The organism is Psychrobacter sp. T6-4 (assembly GCF_052258425.1).
Taxonomy (GTDB): domain Bacteria; phylum Pseudomonadota; class Gammaproteobacteria; order Pseudomonadales; family Moraxellaceae; genus Psychrobacter.
In genome coordinates, this window is the sequence record NZ_JBQQEZ010000001.1 from 296,360 (window position 1) to 313,263 (window position 16,904).

Consider the following 16,904-nt stretch of genomic DNA (forward strand, 5'->3'; position numbering starts at 1 on the left):
TACCTTTTTTTATTTATATTGATGATTAAAGTTGTATCATTGAGGTCGGGCCACGTCAGCTTGTAGCGCCTCTGGCAGATCAAGAACACGCATCTCACTATCACCCAAAGCTTCAGGACGTGCCACTACTAAAGCCTCAAACCCTGTATCGGTAGATATGGCATTGACCACTTGTATTTTACCCAACTTCTCACCTGCCAAAGGCGTCTCACCTGAGCCTTTAACTCGGTGCAAAAATGCTTTTGGCGCCGCTTTAAAATAAATACGAGCGATCACTTCTTGTCCTAGATAACAGCCTTTGTCGTAGTCCATACCGCCGCGCTGATGCAAGCGCAATTCTTGCGGTTGAAACTCACCTTGCGTCTTAGCCACTATCCAATAGTTACCCGTAGCAATACTTATCGCCGCCCATTGTTGTCCGTCAGCGTTATCTGAGCTATGGCTGAAGGTCGGCTCATGATCAAGTACACAAGGGTAAATCGTGACAGGTGCGCTGGTTGTAAACTTGGAGAACGCACCAAATTTGTTTAAATGTGCCAGCAAAGCGTCGACGCAATCAGTACTAATCACTACATCGTACTGCTTCTCGTCTTGCTTTTTGATCCATAAGCCAAACTCGATACGGCCTTTTAGATTGCTAAGTGCAGTTGGCTGATAGCTTAACCCAAGCTTGGTCACATCAATAGTAATTTGACCTTGCAAGAACTTTTCGGCATCCTCGCCTTCGATGGTGATCTGAGAAAACTGCGGTAAGTGAGAGTCAGTCATTGTTGTTATTCCTAATACAAACGGTATGTTTATCAATTTAGTTAGAGGTTAATTGTGTGGGGAGCTAAATGACAGCTTAATATGGAGAGTAGCACAAAAAGTGAGCACAAAAGAGATGTCTCACTTATCGTAACGATTTAGTAATACATCTTATCGTAACCTGACTCATTGGTTAAAATAGTGGATTTGCGCTACAATGAGGGCCATAAAATACTCTATTAATAACGAGCTGCGAGACTGCTATGAGCTTACCTAATTGTCCCAAATGCGCGGCTGATTACACTTATGAAGATGGCGCGCTGCTTGTATGCCCGATGTGCGCTCATGAATGGACGGCAGCTGAGAGTGATGCGGCTGACACAAAAACGCAAGAGGATGGCATCGTACGTGATGCGGTAGGTAATGCGTTGCAAGATGGGGATGCGGTCACCGTCATCAAAGATCTAAAGGTAAAAGGCTCGTCGATAGTTATCAAAGTCGGCACCAAAGCCAAGAGCATTCGCCTGCTTGATGATCCTGTAGATGGTCATGATATCGACTGCAAATTAGACGGCTTTGGACAGATGAAGCTTAAATCATCAGTGGTCAAAAAAGCGTAAACGGCTAGCGCTATCAAACTTATGTTGTTACAAAATTAATAAGAGTCTTTTTTACAACGTAATTTTATAAGCAAATACTCAAATCATGAGTGTAGAACTCACTTTGAATTTAAAAGTAAAACAAAATAAAGGTACATTATGAGCACTAAAAACGAACAACTCTTTGCCCAAGCCCGCAAGCACATTCCAGGTGGGGTCAATTCACCCGTTCGCGCCTTTGCTGGGGTCGGTGGTACGCCTGTATTTATGCACCGTGCCAAGGGCAGCAAAATCTATGATACCGAAGACAACGCCTATATCGATTACATCGGCTCTTGGGGGCCAATGATTTTGGGGCATGCCCACCCAAAAGTAATCGATGCCGTCAAAAAAGCTGCCGACGATGGTCTCAGCTTTGGTACACCAACGCCGTTTGAAACGACTGTCGCCGACAAAATATGCGAGATCGTACCAAGCGTTGAGATGATACGCATGACCAGCTCAGGTACTGAGGCGACGATGAGTGCTATTCGCCTAGCGCGCGGCTATACAGGACGCGACAAAATCGTCAAGTTCGAAGGCTGCTATCATGGGCACTCAGATAGTCTGCTAGTCAAGGCAGGCTCTGGCATGCTCGATATCGGTGAGCCCACCTCCAAAGGCGTGCCCGCTGATTTTGCTAAGCATACCATTACCATTCCCTTTAATAACCCAGATGCGATCAAAGAGTGCTTTGAGAAATGGGGCGACGAGATTGCTTGCGTTATCGTGGAACCCATCGCCGGTAACATGAACATGGTCATCCCAGAGCAGAGTTTTCACGATACCCTGCGCGAGCAGTGCACAGCGCATGGTGCGGTTCTGATCTTTGATGAAGTGATGACGGGCTTTCGCGTTGGACTTGGCGGCGCGCAAGCGCATTTTGGCATTCAGCCTGATTTGACTTGCTTTGGTAAAATCATTGGGGCAGGCCTGCCGGTTGGCGCTTTTGGCGGTAAGCAAGAGATTATGGAATGTATCGCACCGATGGGCGGCGTCTATCAAGCGGGTACATTGTCAGGCAACCCGCTTGCCATGCGGGCAGGTATCGCGATGTTTGAGGACTTAACTGTTGATGGCTTCTATGAGGAGCTCTCTGCCAAAGTCGACCATTTAGTCGATGGTATTCAAGCCTCTGCCGACAAGCACGGTATCAATCTGCGTACCAATAAGCTTGGCGGCATGTTCGGCATGTTCTTTGTAAAAGACGCCGACACGCCAACACCGCTTGATTTTGATGATGTGACTGCGTGCGATATGGACGTGTTCAATACTTTCTTTCACGGTATGCTAGATCGTGGTATTTATCTTGCGCCTTCTGCTTATGAAGCAGGCTTTATGTCTATCAAGCACAGTGATGAAGATCTGGATGCTTCGGTCAAAGCGGCTGATGAGATCTTTGCTCAGATGGCAAAAGGTTAGTTTTTGATCTAAAATGTCATAAGAAGAAAGCCAGTACGATAAAACGTACTGGCTTTTTTGTGTCAGGTAAAAGCTGACGGATAATAGGGCCGACGAATAAAGAGTTGCTGACGGATAAAGAGTTATCGCTGTTTGATCTTATCAAACTTAGTATCTTTTAGACTTAATCTGCCGCGTAGTACATCGCCATACATGCGAAAGTCACTAGCGAAGCTTTTGAGCGGAAATTTAAACGAGGCAGGTTTGTTTTTTTCAAAGAAAAAATGTCCGACCCAAGCGCAGCCATAGCCTGCGGCAATCCCTTTGAGTAGAGGTTTTGGCGAACGGGTTTTGATAGATTTTGCCAAGCCTAATAAACCAAAACTACTGCCCGCAAAATGCAAACGCCGACAAGCCATATTTTGATGCTCTTCTAAATAGAAGTCATAAAACCTTTGCTCAGTTGGTTTGACGTTTCTGATTTTGTTGTTGGTCTCTAGGTCTGTACGGCTAAAAACGGTGTGTTTGGTTTGAGTGTTCATAGTAGCGTCCTTGCTCGTCTTTTTATGCGTTATAAAGGGTGTAGATAGATCATTATCATATAACAAAATTAAGGCTAAGTAATTGTTAATTATGACATAGCCGTTGTTATTGCGATATAACCTAGCACATCGCAATAGCTAAATCTCATATCCGCTCTTGAATATATAGGACAGTCGAGCGCTTGCCCCTATTGGGCATAAATGCTTTAATGACAGCACTCATTGATAACGCTTGATACCTTACAATCAGGGTTTGAGGTTATTTGTATCTCTTTTCGTTGATTGTTTGAGGCATTCAACCTGCAACCTACGGTAACCGCTTTTTATGCCCAACAACTACCTTACCAATCCGCCGCTTGCCGAAGATGAATTGATGGCTGCTATCGATATCGGCTCCAACAGTTTTCATTTAGCGATTGCTCGTCTTGATCATGGTGAGGTACGAAAAGTAGTCTCCATGTCTGAAAAGGTACAATTAGCAGCAGGGTTAGATGAGCACAATATATTGAGTGCGGCAGCCGCTCGCCGAGGTTTGGATTGTTTGAGTCGGTTCGTGGCGCGTCTTGATGCGGTACCACCTGCGCGCGTGCGTATCGTTGCGACCAATGCCCTGCGCCAAGCCAAAAACGCCAACGACTTTATCGCTCGTGCTAATGAGATATTGCCCAAACCTATTGAGATTATCGCTGGTCGCGAAGAGGCACGTCTGATCTATTTGGGCGTCTCGCACACCAATGCCAGTAGCGATAAGCGTCTGGTTATAGATATTGGCGGCGGCTCGACTGAGTTCATCATTGGTCAAGGTTTTGAGCCGATACTCACTGAGAGCTTGCAAATGGGCTGCGTCGCCTTCACTCAAAAGTTCTTTGCTGATGGCCAAATCACCAAAGACGCCTTTACCAAAGCTATTGGCGCGGCGCGTAAAGAGGTGCTGGCGATTAATGGTCGCTACCAAAAAGCGGGCTGGAGCAGTGTAATCGGCTCAAGCGGCACGATTAAGGCGGTGCGTAATGTGCTGGTATCAAAAGGTTGGTCTGATGATCAAGAGCGCGTGACGTATCAGGGTCTCAAAAAGCTTGAAAAGCTGTTAACTAAAATAGGTAACGTTGACGATATTGACTTAGAAGGCGTCAAAGAGCACCGAAAAGCGGTGTTCCCAGCAGGGGTAGCGGTACTGCGCGCGGTTATGAAAGTACTTGGGATTGAGACGTTGACCTATTCAGATGGCGCGCTGCGAGAAGGGGTGATGTATGACATGCTTGGGCGCTTTAGCAGTGAAGATGTGCGCGATCGTAGCGTGCTGGCACTCATCAAGCGTTATTCGGTCGATAAAAAACAAGCCAAGCAAGTGGTCAAGAGCAGCCATCTACTCTTTGAACAAGTGGCAAAAGATTTAAAATTAAATACCGATGACGCTGACCTATTGCGCCGCGCCGCTTATTTGCATGAGGTGGGTCTAGCGATTAGTCATAGCGGTTATCACAAACATAGTGCCTATTTGTTAGAGCATTCAGATATTCCAGGGTTCTCACAAGTGGACCAAAAGCGTATGGCGCAGCTGGCACTTAGCCACAGGCGGCGGCTTAAATCCGATGCGCTTGAGCAGGCTTGCAGCATTGGCGGTGATTCCTTAGTGTATCTGTGCCTGCTGCTTCGGTTAGCCGTATTAGCCCATCATGGTCGCAGCGAATATATTCCGCCGACAATGAGTATCAAGGTGATTAAGAGCAATCACTGGCAAATTACGGTGACCAATGGTAACGAGCACTATACGTCTTTGCTTACCGATCTTTATGCGGAGACTGATCAATTCGCTAAGTGGGGCGTCAAGCTTGACATTGTTGAAGCGGATAATTATTGAAGTAGATAATCATTGAAGTGGATAATCACTGAAGTAGATAATTGTTAAAGCGGATAAATAATATGACTTATCGCTTTTATACATTGAAAAGTTATACATTATAAAATTGCTAGAAATCCGTTACCTGTAAACGTCATTATTCTTTTGAACGATAGATAAGCACGACGTTATAAATGTCAATAACGTAAAGTTGTGCTAATGCCATAGCTTATAAGATGTGCTACTATAGTTTTTATTGAGTTTACAACTGTACTGCCATGATGCTGATAGTGGTTGAATGCCCTAATTAACAATAGCGCTTTGTATTGCAATAGCGCCTAGATCATATCAGTCATCACAGAAAAAATGACAAAAAGGATAAGTCTATGAGTACCGTCTGGGATAGCGTACAACTGGCACGTCATGCCAAACGTCCATTGTTTATGGACTACGTCAATCAATTATTCACAGAGTTTGACGCACTTCATGGCGATCGAGCTTTCGCTGATGACAAGGCGATTGTCGGAGGCCTTGCGCGCTTCAATGGCGAGCCGGTTATGGTAGTTGGTCAACACCGCGGGCGTAGTACGCGCGAGCGCATCGCTCATAATTTTGGCATGGCAAATCCTGAAGGCTATCGCAAAGTGATCCGTCTGGTCAAAATGGCTGAGCGCTTTAATATTCCTGTGATGACCTTTGTCGACACCCAAGGCGCCTATCCTGGTATTGGCGCAGAAGAGCGCGGACAAGCGCAAGCGATCGCTGAGAGTATTGCGGTATTCTCAAGCCTTAGAGTACCAATTATCGTGACGATTATCGGTGAAGGCGGCTCAGGTGGTGCACTAGCTATTGGCGTTGGTGACAAAGTCAATATGCTCCAGAACAGTATCTACTCAGTTATCTCTCCTGAGGGCTGCGCCTCTATCCTATGGAAAACCGCTGAAAAAGCCAAAGACGCTAGCGAAGCGCTAAAGCTCAACGCAATTAACTTGTATCAGCTAGGACTTATTGACGCGGTTATTGAAGAAGGCGAGGGCGCGCATATCCATCCGCAGCCAGTTATGAACGCGCTAAAGGAGCTGATTACTGAGCAGTTGAATGAGCTTGTTGATATGGATGCAGACGTGCGCTGTGAGCAACGTTATGAAAAGCTTAAAACCTTTAATTCTGAGGTGATGCTGCCTGCCTAAAAGGTCGATTTAACTCTTTAGTATTTTGTTAAAATAAACGTGTCCCTATAAAGGCACGTTTTTTTATATCTAAAGGTTTATTATTGTTAAGCAGATCAATAAACCATATTTTAATAAGATTATTTTATGAATAGCTCTGCTATCCGTCATCATCCCATCAGAACGCTGTCATCGACTCTGCCAGTAGATAAAAAGCTCAGTCAGGCGCTACTAGCCAGTACCGCTGAGCACTATGAGCACCTGCACGGTCGCCGTATTTGGCTGGCCTGTAGTGGTGGCCGTGATTCGTTAGCGTTAGCTGCTGCATGCGTGCAGCTTTATAGACAAGGCAAGGTGCCATTTTTGCCGCAGCTACTGCATGTCGATCATAACTTGCAAGCAGGTAGCGCGCAGTGGGCGATACACGTAGCCAATTGGGCGCGCGCGCAGCAAATGCGGTGTTATATCTTGCAAGCTCAGGTGGACGGTGCTGATGAGCAAGCTGCGCGCCAAGCCCGTTATACCGCCATGCTAGCGCATATCAATCAAGGTGATGTACTGATCCTCGGTCATCATAGCGATGATCAAGCTGAGACGGTACTGATGCGCTTGATTCAAGGCGCAGGCGTCAATGGACTGGCAGGCATGATGCCCCTTCGCCTGCAACAGACAGGCGCGCGGCAACATGTGTTATGGCGACCTTGGCTCAGCGTGCGCCGCAGTGATATCACTGCCTACGCTAAGCGGATGGAGTTGCCCTATATCGATGATCCCACGAATGATAGCGGAGATAATGTACGCAGTGGTCTGCGCCGCGATGTCTTGCCTATGCTCACACACTATAATGCTAACGCAACCGAGAATATTGCTCGTAGCGCGCAGCTATTAGCGGATGCCAAAGACATTATTAATGCGCAAGCGAAGCAAGATCTTATACAAGTATCCGCCTCATCTTTTGCACCACTACAAATGCCGCCTGTGCAGCGCGTTATCGATATCGACTCATTAAATGCCTTGCCAAGCGCTCGCCTGAGTCAATTAATGCACTACTGGCTGGCACTAGATGAGCCGCTACCGCCGTCAAAGCAGCTTGTAGATGACGTTATTCACTTAACCAAGCGCACCGATTTTGATCATCAGACCCAGCTATTTTGGCAAGGACGCCAGCGAGCTTATACGATTCGTCGTTATCGTCAAAAGCTATATCGATTAAGCAATCAGTGGCTTGCATGGCTCAACAATGATATACCTGCGCAAACCTGTCCGCTGCATACTGCTCATAGAGCAACACTCATTACGGTACGCCAAGATCAAAGGTGCCATTGGCAATTAAAGGTGGTGCTTGATAAGTCGCCTATAAATATGAGTGATACTATTGCTTTAAGCATTGCGCCGCTTGGTCGTCAGCAAAAGGTAAAAACTGCGCTAAACAGTCGAGCGCAGTCAGGCAAAAAGCTGTATCAGAGCTTAGGTATACCTGTATGGCTACGCGATAGTTTGGTAGTAGTGAGCCTAATCTTGCCTGACAGCGAGAACAAATCTCATATCATTCATCTGGCATTGATATCACCGTTTGAGACTTGGATATTGGACAACGACAATCCAGCATTCAATGCCATAGCGCAAGGGTTAAAAAGTAGTTTGCATGTTGACTAGGGGTTTTTAATTTATCAAACGCCAAGAATGGCAGTATGATAAACTGAGTGTCATTTTGCATACCCTACTGCTGCGCGTTTGATGAAAATTATAATAAGATCATAAGCGCAGCCGTTAGCGACGTTATAAAGGATAAATTATGTCAGTATTAGATGATAAAAAGATAAGCTTTATCGGTGGTGGTAATATGGCGCAGGCTTTGATCAGTGGTCTGATCGGCTGCGGCGTTAATCCTAAGCTGGTTACAGTTGCAGATCCTAGTAGCGAGATACGACAAGCGCTCACGGCTAAAGGAATCAATACGGTAGATCCCACTGAGGATGCCACATCCGCTGTGATTAGTGCAGATGTCATCGTACTCGCGGTCAAGCCGCAAGTGATGAAAATGGTGGTCAGCGCTTTTACAGAGGTGCTCGACAAGCAGCTCATCATTTCAGTGGCAGCGGGTCTATCGACGGATATTTTATCCGCGATGCTCGGCGGCTATAGCAACATCGTCCGCGCTATGCCGAACACTCCTGCTATGATTCAAATGGGCGCAACTGGTCTATATGCCAGTGCTGCGACAAATGATGATGACAAGCAACTGGCAGAGGCAGTAATGGCGGCGTCAGGGCTGGTCATGTGGGTCGATAGCGAAGAGCATATGCATGCAGTGACCGCTGTATCAGGATCAGCGCCTGCTTATGTCTTTTACTTTATTGAGTCTATGATCGACGGCGCAGTCGATTTAGGGCTAAGTCGCAAGCAAGCCTCCGCACTCGCTATGCAAACAATGCTAGGCGCGTCTAAAATGGCCATGGATAGCGATGACGCACCGAGTGAGCTACGCCGCAAGGTCACCTCGCCAAATGGTACGACGCAGGCGGCGATCGAATCGATGCAAGCCAATGAGATTGGACGTCAAATCGCTGAAGCTATGCAAGCGTGCTATCAGCGCAGTGAAGCGCTAAGCGATGAGATGAGTCAATAGATGCTTTTTGAATTAAACTTAGCACTTGCTAACGCAAAACTATCGATACTGAGTAATGCTCCATGAATAACGCCTTATTACAAGTTTTTGATCTGGTCACCACCTTTGCCATGCTGCTGGTGTTTATACGCTTTATGCTGCAGTTTGCGGATATGGACGCCAGCGACCCTATGATCGCGCCCGCTTATCGAGCCACCCATATCGTCGATGTGTTTGGTCGTATTTTTCCTACCGTAGCGCAAGGTCGCATTAGCATTGCAGCTATTGTCTTGATGCTGCTTATTCGCCTGATTGATATATCAGGCAAGGCGGCTTTGACTCAGCAAGGCATCGCCCCTGTACCGCTATTTTTTACGGGTACTATCAGTTTGGTATTAGACTTTTTGCGTATGTGTCGCTATTTGGTGATAGGCTCTATTATCGTCAGCTGGATTGTCGTATTTACAGGTTCCGTGCATCCTATTGTTAATATCATTATGCGCTTAGCAGAACCTATCCTTGCGCCGTTTCGCCGTATTACCCCAAATCTAGGCATGCTAGATCTCTCACCGATTGTCGCCTTTCTTGCCTTTTATCTGCTTGAGATCTTTATCGGTGGTTTTGCCGCCAGCTTTATGCCGATGTTAGGCTAAGCTATCCTTTAAGATAATTTATACGTCATAATCAAACGCTCTGCTAAGGTAGGGCGTTTTTTATGGCTAAAATATAAATGACTAGTATCAATAGTGGCTTTATCAATAATCCACAACTGAAACTGATCAGACATCATTTTATTAAATAACTATCAAAGCAGGATTAAACGCATGACAAGGCTTGCAATTGGCGATGTCTTTGTTATAATACTCGCCCACGACTAGGACGTATCGATAGCAACGATACTGTATTTGTTACTACAAAGTTTGTTTTTACAAATGTCTTATCTCGTTTCGGTGAAGTGGGTGAGTGGCTGAAACCAGTTCCCTGCTAAGGAACCATACGTTAACGCGTATCGAGGGTTCGAATCCCTCCTTCACCGCCATCTTATTCGGCGATATATAGAGTTTGATGTGTTTTGACAGTAATTTTTATTTTAACTGATAAAAGCATTGACATTAAGTTTGTACTCTATATAATAGCCAACCTAATTTGCTAGAAAAGTGCTATGTCACTGCTCAGTAAATGATGTGCAAAACGCGCCCGTAGCTCAGTTGGATAGAGCACTTGGCTACGAACTAAGGGGTCGGGAGTTCGAATCTCTCCGGGCGCACCATTTGCATCATTAATGTCTAAAAGCATTACAGAGAACTCTAAATCAATCGCCTATCTTTGGATATTTGGCGGTTTTTTTATGTCTGCTCGTTTTGTCATCCGTTTATGATAACAGGCGCAATTGCGGTACAATAGACCTATTGCCTACCTGTTGTGAGCGCCTGCCATGCCAAAAACCTCCAAAAAGCCCTCTGCCAAGACCAAGTCAAGAAGCAAAATATCATCACCTACGCAAGCAAAGCCAAAAGTAGCTGCAAAGCTGGCGCATAAAAGCGATGAGCCGACGATTGCTAAACCAACGACTAGAATCGCCGCTATCGTCTATGACGGTATGTTGATACTGGCATTACTGTTCTTGGTAGGGACGGCGCTGACAGTCATAGGAACGCTTGCGACTATGCAGACGGGGACGGAGTCCAATCAAGCGCAGACCTTACCCGTTTGGTACCAAAATGCGATAATGACGCCGTCTTTTATCTTAACCTTAGTGGGTTTTTATGGACTGTTTTGGCGGCGCGGTGGTCAGACGCTGGGTATGCAGACGTGGCGGTTAAAGACCGTTAACGACACCGGTCATCTGCTTAGCTGGGGACAGGCATTTAAGCGTATCTTAGCGGCAAGTATCATGCCGCTTATCTTTGGTCTTATCGGTAGCCTAATCGGCGGCTCGCGCGCTGTTATGCTGACTAGTGCGTTTTTAGGTTTGATGTTTAATTACGCCTTTTGTCTGTTCAATCGTCGTGGCCTTGCGGTACAAGACATGATCTCAAACACCATTACCCTTAAAATGCCAAGAACAGAGAATGAAGGCTTATGGCGCGTGCTACGCAACCGTAAAGACAGTGAATAAACACAGGCTTGTTTTTGCTTATTTATATAGCGACACTTTGCGATAGCCATAACGTATAACCTACAAATGCCAATATCAAAGTCATACCAGAGACGCGGCCAAATTGACGTTTGGATATAAAAGCAAATAAGCACATCACAAAAAGTAGCACCGTGATACCACCCATTACTAACACATCACGCGATAAGATAACGGGGCTAATATTAATCGGTGCGATGAGCGCGGCAAGTCCCACAACAGCTAAAGTGTTAAAGATATTGGAGCCGATGATATTTCCAAGCGCCATATCATGCTCGCCTTTGCGCGCGGCAGACAAGCTTGCAACCAGCTCAGGCAAGGATGTACCCACAGCGACGATGGTTAAGCCAATAATCAGTTCACTAAGTCCCCAAAGCGTAGCAAGCTCGACTGCACCCCAAACGATCGCACGGGAGCTTAAAATCAATACCGAGAGACCCAGTAGCAGCGCGCCAAGACCACGAATAGCGCTGGTCTCCTGAGCACTATCTAATACAGGGTCGTCTTCATGTTCGTGATTACCCTCTTTCAAACTCAGTACAATCTGAATACCTAATACCGCTATCAACAAAGCAATGAGCACAATGCCGTCAGTATTACTTAAGACGCCATCGTTAAGCTGCCATGCCGCAACGCCAGTGACGAGTAGCAGTAGCGGCATATCACGATTGATAATGCTTTTGCGTATGATAATAGGGCTGATAAGTACCGTTGCGCCAAGTACCAAAGCGATATTAATGATATTGGAGCCATAAGCGTTACCCAGTGCCAGCTCAGGGCTGCCTTCTAAAGCAGCGAGCACTGAGACGACCATTTCAGGTGCTGAGGTGCCAAGTCCTAAGATGACCACACCAATCAAAAAACTGGGTACGTTTAATTTATTAGCTAAGACCACAGCGCCATCAATAAAAACGTCAGCACTCCAGACCAAGATCGCCAGTCCAATAATCACCGCTGTTATCGCCAGCCACATAAATCATACCTCTACAGACATAAAAAGAGCTGAACCCATTTGGATTCAGCCCGAATACTAGCATGCGTACTACGAATACAATAAGAATAAGTGTCTGACTCACTAGTTTTGCAAGTAGCAGACTAGCAACGAATCAGACTAAGCCACTTGTACAGGAATTATGTTCGCCGTGTCTTTAACCGTATTGTCTTCATTGCAATAGACCAGCTTTGGCTGATAGGTTGACGCTTCAACTTCATCAAAATGCGCATAAGCACAGATGATAACGATATCACCCAAATCTGCCATATGTGCTGCAGCGCCGTTTAGCGAGATGATACCAGAGCCTGCTTCTGCGCGAATAGCATAAGTGCGAAAGCGCTTGCCGTTGGTGACGTTATAGATGTCGATCGACTCGTTCTCGCGAAGACCCGCGAGGTCCAACAAGTCGCCATCGATACCGCATGAACCTTCGTAATGAAGCTCTGCATGAGTGACGCGGGCACGGTGTAGTTTGCATTTGAGCATATTAAGTAGCATAGGTTGCTTCCTTATTGTACGGGTGTTAAATGAATCAATTCAAGAGGTTAATGGGGGTATGATCACTAAATTAAAAGGGCGCGTTATTACCTCTCTTTTATTCAGGTAATTTAAAGCTATTAATCTGAGAGCGTGCCTTTTCGATATCGCCAGCTAACAGCAACGGCAATGCCTCAAAACTGGCAGACAATGCGCTATCAATAGCAATCTGCTCATCAGGCGCCGCTTTTGAGAGTACATGACCGCTGACCTTTGACTTATGACCTGGGTGACCGATACCGATACGCAGACGATGAAAGTCGTTACCGATATGCGGAGTGATATCGCGCAAACCATTGTGTCCGCCATGCCCGCCATCCGTTTTGAGCTTGATACTGCCTGCTGTGATGTCCAATTCGTCATGAGCGATAAGCAGCTCACGATTATCAATATTATAAAAGTTGACCATAGGCACTACTGACTGCCCCGACTTATTCATAAAGGTCAGCGGCAGTAGCAGGCGCACATCATGTCCATGAATCTGTCCGCGTCCAGTGATACCGTGGAATTTTTTGTCATGGCTCAAGCTAATATTAAATTGCTGCGCTAAATGATGCACGAACCAAAATCCAGCATTGTGACGGGTGAACATATACTGCTCACCAGGATTACCCAAACCCACAATAAGTTTAATGGCCATAAAATACTCATATTTGCTATAAATACATTTTGAAAAGATAGCTGTTAGCTTTTCAAAATGTACTGACAAAAACAGCAGGAGACGATTATCCCCTGCTGCGTATACGGCATAAGTCTGGATGCTACAAAGCGACTAAAACGCCGTAGCAACCCATAACTTATTACTCGCTATCTGACTCTGAATCGTCGTCAGTCGCTTCTTCGCCTTCGCCGCCTTGCTCAGTAGCAGGAACTTCGTCAGCATCAACTTCGTCAGCATCCTCGTCAACTTCTTCGACTGTTGGTGGCTGCATGTTGACGATAGTACGGTCATGACCGTCTTCTAATTCAAGCTCAGCGATAACCACGCCTTCTGGCAAGTTGATATCTGATAGACGGAATAGATCACCAATCTCCATGCTTGACACATCAACGTCTAGGTATTCAGGGAGCTGTGATGGCAATGCGATGATTTCGACATCAGACACTAGCGTAGACAAGATACCACCATTAGCAGTACCTGGCGCGTCTTCACGACCACTGAAATGAACTGGGATGTTCATGTTTATTTTCTGGCCCTTAACAATGCGCTGAAAGTCAGCATGCATTGGGAAGCCTTTGGCAGGATGGCGCTGCAAGTCTTTGATAACGACTTGGTGCTCATCACCTTTGTCTGTAGTTATGGTCAAGATTTGTGAAAAGAACGCTTCGTATTCAAGCGACTTTACCATCTCGTTTAATTTGATTGAAATAGCGGTTGGTTCTGCACCACCACCATAAATGATAGCAGGGACTAGGTTCTGCTTACGTAGGCGGCGGCTCGCACCTTTACCTTGTTGCTCAGCAGAGCGGTCAACTGCGTTAATTGCAAAATGATCAATAGCCATGGAATTAATCCTATAGAGTGTATGTGAAGTATCTACTAGTGATCTAAGACTTGCGACCAGTCTATCACCAGATAATTGATACTTATAAAGTAAAGCTTAACGAGTATAAATCATGCTACTAGCGCCAAAAAACAGACGTTAGCTAAAGATGAATACAGGCGCGCATTATACGTGGTTTTGTAGCAATAATAAAGGCTTATGCCTTTTATCACTTTCAAATAAAAATAGCGCTAAGACTCATAGGGTCTTAACGCTATTTTTATTCAATCATATCTCAATCGATGAAAGTTACGGATTGAGAATTATGAATCAAAGCAATTAGGCATCAAACATCGCACTAATAGACTCTTCGTTATTGATACGGCGCAAGCTCTCAGCGAGCATCGGAGCGATAGACACTTGACGTATCTTAGTACAAGCTTTGGCGGCGTCAGATAACGGAATCGTATCGGTGACGACGATCTCATCAAGCTCTGATTCACTGATGTTTTTGAGCGCTTTACCCGATAACACAGGGTGAGTGATATAAGCGAGTACGCGGCGCGCGCCATTTTCTTTGAGCGCTTCAGCAGCCTTGCACAATGTTCCTGCGGTATCGACCATGTCATCGACGATAACGCAATCACGGTCACGGACATCACCGATAATGTGCATCACTTGTGACTCATTAGCGCGAGCGCGGCGCTTATCGATGATAGCGAGGTCAGCATCGCCCAATTGCTTGGCCATAGCGCGAGCACGAACTACGCCGCCAACGTCAGGTGAGACGACCATGATATTGTCGTAATCTTGTTTTTTGAGATCGTTTAACAGTACCGGCGTACCATAAATGTTATCGACTGGAATATCAAAGAAACCCTGAATCTGGTCTGAGTGCAAATCAACAGTCATCACGCGATCGATGCTGACGATGTTGAGCATATCAGCGACGACTTTGGCTGAGATGGGTACGCGAGCAGAACGCGGACGGCGATCTTGGCGTGCATAACCGAAGTAGGGCATGACAGCGGTAATACGACCGGCGCTAGAGCGGCGCAAAGCGTCGGCCATCATCATGATTTCCATTAAGTTATCGTTGGTAGGTGCACAGGTGGGCTGCATGATAAACACGTCTTTACCGCGCACGTGTTCTTTGATTTCCACAGCAATTTCGCCATCAGAAAAACGGGTAATATCAGCTTTACCAAGAGGAATATGTAGGTGGTCTGCTACGGTTTTCGCAAGTTCTGGATGGGCACTACCCGTAAAAATTGCCAAATAAGGCATGACTGAAGTCCTATTGATTGACTCAAGCAGCGACCGCAAAGCAGTATCTAACTGCTCAAATGTAGAAAAAAGAGGGGTATATTATTACAGTAGAAAATGGCAGGGGTAGCTGGACTCGAACCAACGGATGTCAGGATCAAAACCTGATGCCTTACCAACTTGGCTATACCCCTGTAAGGTCTTGCTCTACCAGTACTATTTGAAAAGTATCAAAATGGCATGATAGTCGATCATGTCAGCAGTAAAATAAAGTTATTTATCGCTGACTTATCCTAACGGTGTTCGTTGCGAACTATACCGAAAGTAGGAGGGTGTTGTCAATTGCTATCATAAAATGCAGCAATACAAACTAAAAATGGCAGGGGTAGCTGGACTCGAACCAACGGATGTCAGGATCAAAACCTGATGCCTTACCAACTTGGCTATACCCCTTTAAGGCGACCTATTATAATCAAATTTGCAGATTTTGCAAGGCTTTTCGGCCTTTTTACAGGGTTTATTATTAACAGATTAACGAGGAGATATTTGAATAAGTTAAATTTGATTGTAGGGTGACAGACTATTTACGACATAAGCTGGACAAGGCGCGCCGTGAGTCCACTTCGTCAGTATGCTTTTATCAGCAGCCACACTCGCCTCCAATGGCAAAAAAACGGCGCTACCAGACCCCGTCATTCTCGCTGTGCCTAGAGCTTGCGACTCTAAACCTTGTAAGTAATTTAGTGCTTTTTTAACCGCAGGAGCTAAGCTTGTGACCACAGGCGTAAAGACATTCTTAAAAGGTGCATTTAAATGTTGCACATAATCATGGGTTTGGTTTTTTATCGTGTCGATAGATAAAGGCGTAATATTACGACTTAATTTAGGATGGGCAAATAGTTTAGCAGTATTCACATGCGCATCGGGCGTAAGAATCAGGTAGTGCTGAGCAGGCAAGTTGATAGCTGTTAATTCCTCACCAATTCCCATAGCGATAGCATCCTGCCCATAGATAAATATAGGCACGTCCGCACCAATAGTGGTAGCGATTTTGATTAGCTCGTTTTGATTGAGTTTAAATTGCCACAGCTCGTTGAGCGCTAGCAAAGTGGTCGCCGCATTAGAGGAGCCACCGCCCAAGCCTGCGCCCATAGGCAGATGCTTATCTAAAGTGATACGAACCGCTTGCAGGGATGCTGGCATCTCTCCTATTGTAATAATAGAAAATAGCAGCGCTTTTGCCGCTTTAAAGATAAGGTTTTGTTCTACATTGTCAGTAATGCTATCCGCGTCAGCAAGGATGATGAGCTGATGACAAAGGCGAGTCGCTTGCTGATTCGCATCCGCGCTATCTGTAGTTACCACGCTGATATCGACCTGCGCACTGGGCAAAAAATGCAAATAATCGCCCCAATCAAGCAGGCGAAAGACGGTTTGCAGATTATGATAACCATCGCCGCGTTTGCCTGTGATATGCAAAAACAGATTAATCTTGGCAGGGGACAAGCGCGTGATAGTGTGAGTCGTCATATAGTTTTGCG

16 protein-coding genes and 4 tRNA genes are annotated in these 16,904 nt (G+C 45.8%); 10 read left to right on the forward strand and 10 right to left on the reverse strand.

The genetic code is table 11. From position 1 onward, the window contains the following. Positions 1–36 precede the first annotated feature (36 nt). Complete coding sequence (ygfZ, locus tag ACTXGE_RS01305; protein ID WP_443541164.1) at positions 37–768, reverse strand: CAF17-like 4Fe-4S cluster assembly/insertion protein YgfZ; 732 nt, start codon at positions 766–768, stop codon at positions 37–39. 242 nt (positions 769–1,010) lie between these two features. Between ygfZ and ACTXGE_RS01310 the strand changes: the two genes are divergently transcribed. After that, positions 1,011–1,367 carry a zinc ribbon domain-containing protein YjdM gene (locus tag ACTXGE_RS01310; RefSeq protein WP_435950082.1) on the forward strand — a complete coding sequence of 119 codons (357 nt, stop codon included), beginning with the start codon at positions 1,011–1,013 and terminating at the stop codon, positions 1,365–1,367. A 138-nt stretch (positions 1,368–1,505) separates the two neighbouring features. Next, a complete protein-coding gene (hemL, locus tag ACTXGE_RS01315) occupies positions 1,506–2,807 on the forward strand; it encodes a glutamate-1-semialdehyde 2,1-aminomutase (protein ID WP_435950083.1) in 1,302 nt (433 codons plus the stop codon). Positions 2,808–2,929: 122 nt separating this feature from the next. Here the strand turns inward: hemL and ACTXGE_RS01320 are convergent, their stop codons facing one another. Continuing rightward, the gene (locus ACTXGE_RS01320; protein ID WP_435950084.1) at positions 2,930–3,328 is read right to left on the reverse strand and encodes an Mpo1-like protein; all 399 of its coding nucleotides are present in this window, start codon (positions 3,326–3,328) and stop codon (positions 2,930–2,932) included. Between the two features lie 325 nt (positions 3,329–3,653). On the opposite strand from ACTXGE_RS01320, the gene ppx reads away from it, so the two are divergent. The 8 genes from ppx to ACTXGE_RS01360 all read left to right on the forward strand — a co-directional run bounded on the left by ppx (position 3,654) and on the right by ACTXGE_RS01360 (position 11,064). Then, on the forward strand, positions 3,654–5,189 hold the full coding sequence (ppx, locus tag ACTXGE_RS01325) for an exopolyphosphatase (RefSeq protein ID WP_317199593.1): 1,536 nt from the start codon (positions 3,654–3,656) through the stop codon (positions 5,187–5,189). A 365-nt stretch (positions 5,190–5,554) separates the two neighbouring features. Next, a complete protein-coding gene (locus ACTXGE_RS01330) occupies positions 5,555–6,358 on the forward strand; it encodes an acetyl-CoA carboxylase carboxyltransferase subunit alpha (RefSeq protein ID WP_435950085.1) in 804 nt (267 codons plus the stop codon). 126 nt (positions 6,359–6,484) lie between these two features. Continuing rightward, a complete protein-coding gene (gene tilS, locus ACTXGE_RS01335) occupies positions 6,485–7,993 on the forward strand; it encodes a tRNA lysidine(34) synthetase TilS (RefSeq protein ID WP_443541163.1) in 1,509 nt (502 codons plus the stop codon). Positions 7,994–8,132: 139 nt separating this feature from the next. Then, positions 8,133–8,966, forward strand: coding sequence for a pyrroline-5-carboxylate reductase (gene proC, locus ACTXGE_RS01340; RefSeq protein WP_443541162.1), 834 nt, complete (start codon positions 8,133–8,135; stop codon positions 8,964–8,966). Between the two features lie 62 nt (positions 8,967–9,028). Further along, positions 9,029–9,598, forward strand: coding sequence for a YggT family protein (locus ACTXGE_RS01345; protein ID WP_317199590.1), 570 nt, complete (start codon positions 9,029–9,031; stop codon positions 9,596–9,598). Between the two features lie 296 nt (positions 9,599–9,894). Continuing rightward, a tRNA-Ser gene (locus tag ACTXGE_RS01350) sits at positions 9,895–9,984 on the forward strand. 154 nt (positions 9,985–10,138) lie between these two features. Further along, a tRNA-Arg gene (locus ACTXGE_RS01355) sits at positions 10,139–10,215 on the forward strand. A gap of 165 nt (positions 10,216–10,380) precedes the next feature. Next, complete coding sequence (locus ACTXGE_RS01360; RefSeq protein ID WP_443541161.1) at positions 10,381–11,064, forward strand: RDD family protein; 684 nt, start codon at positions 10,381–10,383, stop codon at positions 11,062–11,064. 22 nt (positions 11,065–11,086) lie between these two features. Here the strand turns inward: ACTXGE_RS01360 and ACTXGE_RS01365 are convergent, their stop codons facing one another. The 8 genes from ACTXGE_RS01365 to ispE all read right to left on the reverse strand — a co-directional run bounded on the left by ACTXGE_RS01365 (position 11,087) and on the right by ispE (position 16,893). Then, a complete protein-coding gene (locus tag ACTXGE_RS01365) occupies positions 11,087–12,055 on the reverse strand; it encodes a calcium/sodium antiporter (protein ID WP_435950089.1) in 969 nt (322 codons plus the stop codon). Positions 12,056–12,193: 138 nt separating this feature from the next. Further along, positions 12,194–12,574 carry an aspartate 1-decarboxylase gene (gene panD / locus ACTXGE_RS01370; RefSeq protein ID WP_010196068.1) on the reverse strand — a complete coding sequence of 127 codons (381 nt, stop codon included), beginning with the start codon at positions 12,572–12,574 and terminating at the stop codon, positions 12,194–12,196. Between the two features lie 97 nt (positions 12,575–12,671). Beyond that, positions 12,672–13,253, reverse strand: coding sequence for an aminoacyl-tRNA hydrolase (gene pth / locus ACTXGE_RS01375; protein ID WP_443541160.1), 582 nt, complete (start codon positions 13,251–13,253; stop codon positions 12,672–12,674). Between the two features lie 160 nt (positions 13,254–13,413). Further along, on the reverse strand, positions 13,414–14,118 hold the full coding sequence (locus tag ACTXGE_RS01380; RefSeq protein ID WP_317199586.1) for a 50S ribosomal protein L25/general stress protein Ctc: 705 nt from the start codon (positions 14,116–14,118) through the stop codon (positions 13,414–13,416). A 318-nt stretch (positions 14,119–14,436) separates the two neighbouring features. Continuing rightward, a complete protein-coding gene (locus ACTXGE_RS01385; protein WP_317199585.1) occupies positions 14,437–15,384 on the reverse strand; it encodes a ribose-phosphate pyrophosphokinase in 948 nt (315 codons plus the stop codon). A 97-nt stretch (positions 15,385–15,481) separates the two neighbouring features. Further along, a tRNA-Gln gene (locus ACTXGE_RS01390) sits at positions 15,482–15,557 on the reverse strand. Between the two features lie 183 nt (positions 15,558–15,740). Further along, positions 15,741–15,816 (reverse strand) — tRNA-Gln (locus tag ACTXGE_RS01395). A 102-nt stretch (positions 15,817–15,918) separates the two neighbouring features. Next, positions 15,919–16,893 (reverse strand): 4-(cytidine 5'-diphospho)-2-C-methyl-D-erythritol kinase, encoded by a 975-nt coding sequence (ispE, locus tag ACTXGE_RS01400; protein ID WP_443541159.1) that lies wholly within the window; start codon positions 16,891–16,893, stop codon positions 15,919–15,921. Positions 16,894–16,904 lie beyond the last annotated feature (11 nt).

Coding starts and splice junctions, on each gene's coding strand:
- ygfZ (WP_443541164.1), bottom strand. CDS start 768: ATGACTGACTCTCACTTACCGCAGTTTTCTCAGATCACCATCGAAGGC.
- ACTXGE_RS01310 (WP_435950082.1), top strand. CDS start 1,011: ATGAGCTTACCTAATTGTCCCAAATGCGCGGCTGATTACACTTATGAA.
- hemL (WP_435950083.1), top strand. CDS start 1,506: ATGAGCACTAAAAACGAACAACTCTTTGCCCAAGCCCGCAAGCACATT.
- ACTXGE_RS01320 (WP_435950084.1), bottom strand. CDS start 3,328: ATGAACACTCAAACCAAACACACCGTTTTTAGCCGTACAGACCTAGAG.
- ppx (WP_317199593.1), top strand. CDS start 3,654: ATGCCCAACAACTACCTTACCAATCCGCCGCTTGCCGAAGATGAATTG.
- ACTXGE_RS01330 (WP_435950085.1), top strand. CDS start 5,555: ATGAGTACCGTCTGGGATAGCGTACAACTGGCACGTCATGCCAAACGT.
- tilS (WP_443541163.1), top strand. CDS start 6,485: ATGAATAGCTCTGCTATCCGTCATCATCCCATCAGAACGCTGTCATCG.
- proC (WP_443541162.1), top strand. CDS start 8,133: ATGTCAGTATTAGATGATAAAAAGATAAGCTTTATCGGTGGTGGTAAT.
- ACTXGE_RS01345 (WP_317199590.1), top strand. CDS start 9,029: ATGAATAACGCCTTATTACAAGTTTTTGATCTGGTCACCACCTTTGCC.
- ACTXGE_RS01360 (WP_443541161.1), top strand. CDS start 10,381: ATGCCAAAAACCTCCAAAAAGCCCTCTGCCAAGACCAAGTCAAGAAGC.
- ACTXGE_RS01365 (WP_435950089.1), bottom strand. CDS start 12,055: ATGTGGCTGGCGATAACAGCGGTGATTATTGGACTGGCGATCTTGGTC.
- panD (WP_010196068.1), bottom strand. CDS start 12,574: ATGCTACTTAATATGCTCAAATGCAAACTACACCGTGCCCGCGTCACT.
- pth (WP_443541160.1), bottom strand. CDS start 13,253: ATGGCCATTAAACTTATTGTGGGTTTGGGTAATCCTGGTGAGCAGTAT.
- ACTXGE_RS01380 (WP_317199586.1), bottom strand. CDS start 14,118: ATGGCTATTGATCATTTTGCAATTAACGCAGTTGACCGCTCTGCTGAG.
- ACTXGE_RS01385 (WP_317199585.1), bottom strand. CDS start 15,384: ATGCCTTATTTGGCAATTTTTACGGGTAGTGCCCATCCAGAACTTGCG.
- ispE (WP_443541159.1), bottom strand. CDS start 16,893: ATGACGACTCACACTATCACGCGCTTGTCCCCTGCCAAGATTAATCTG.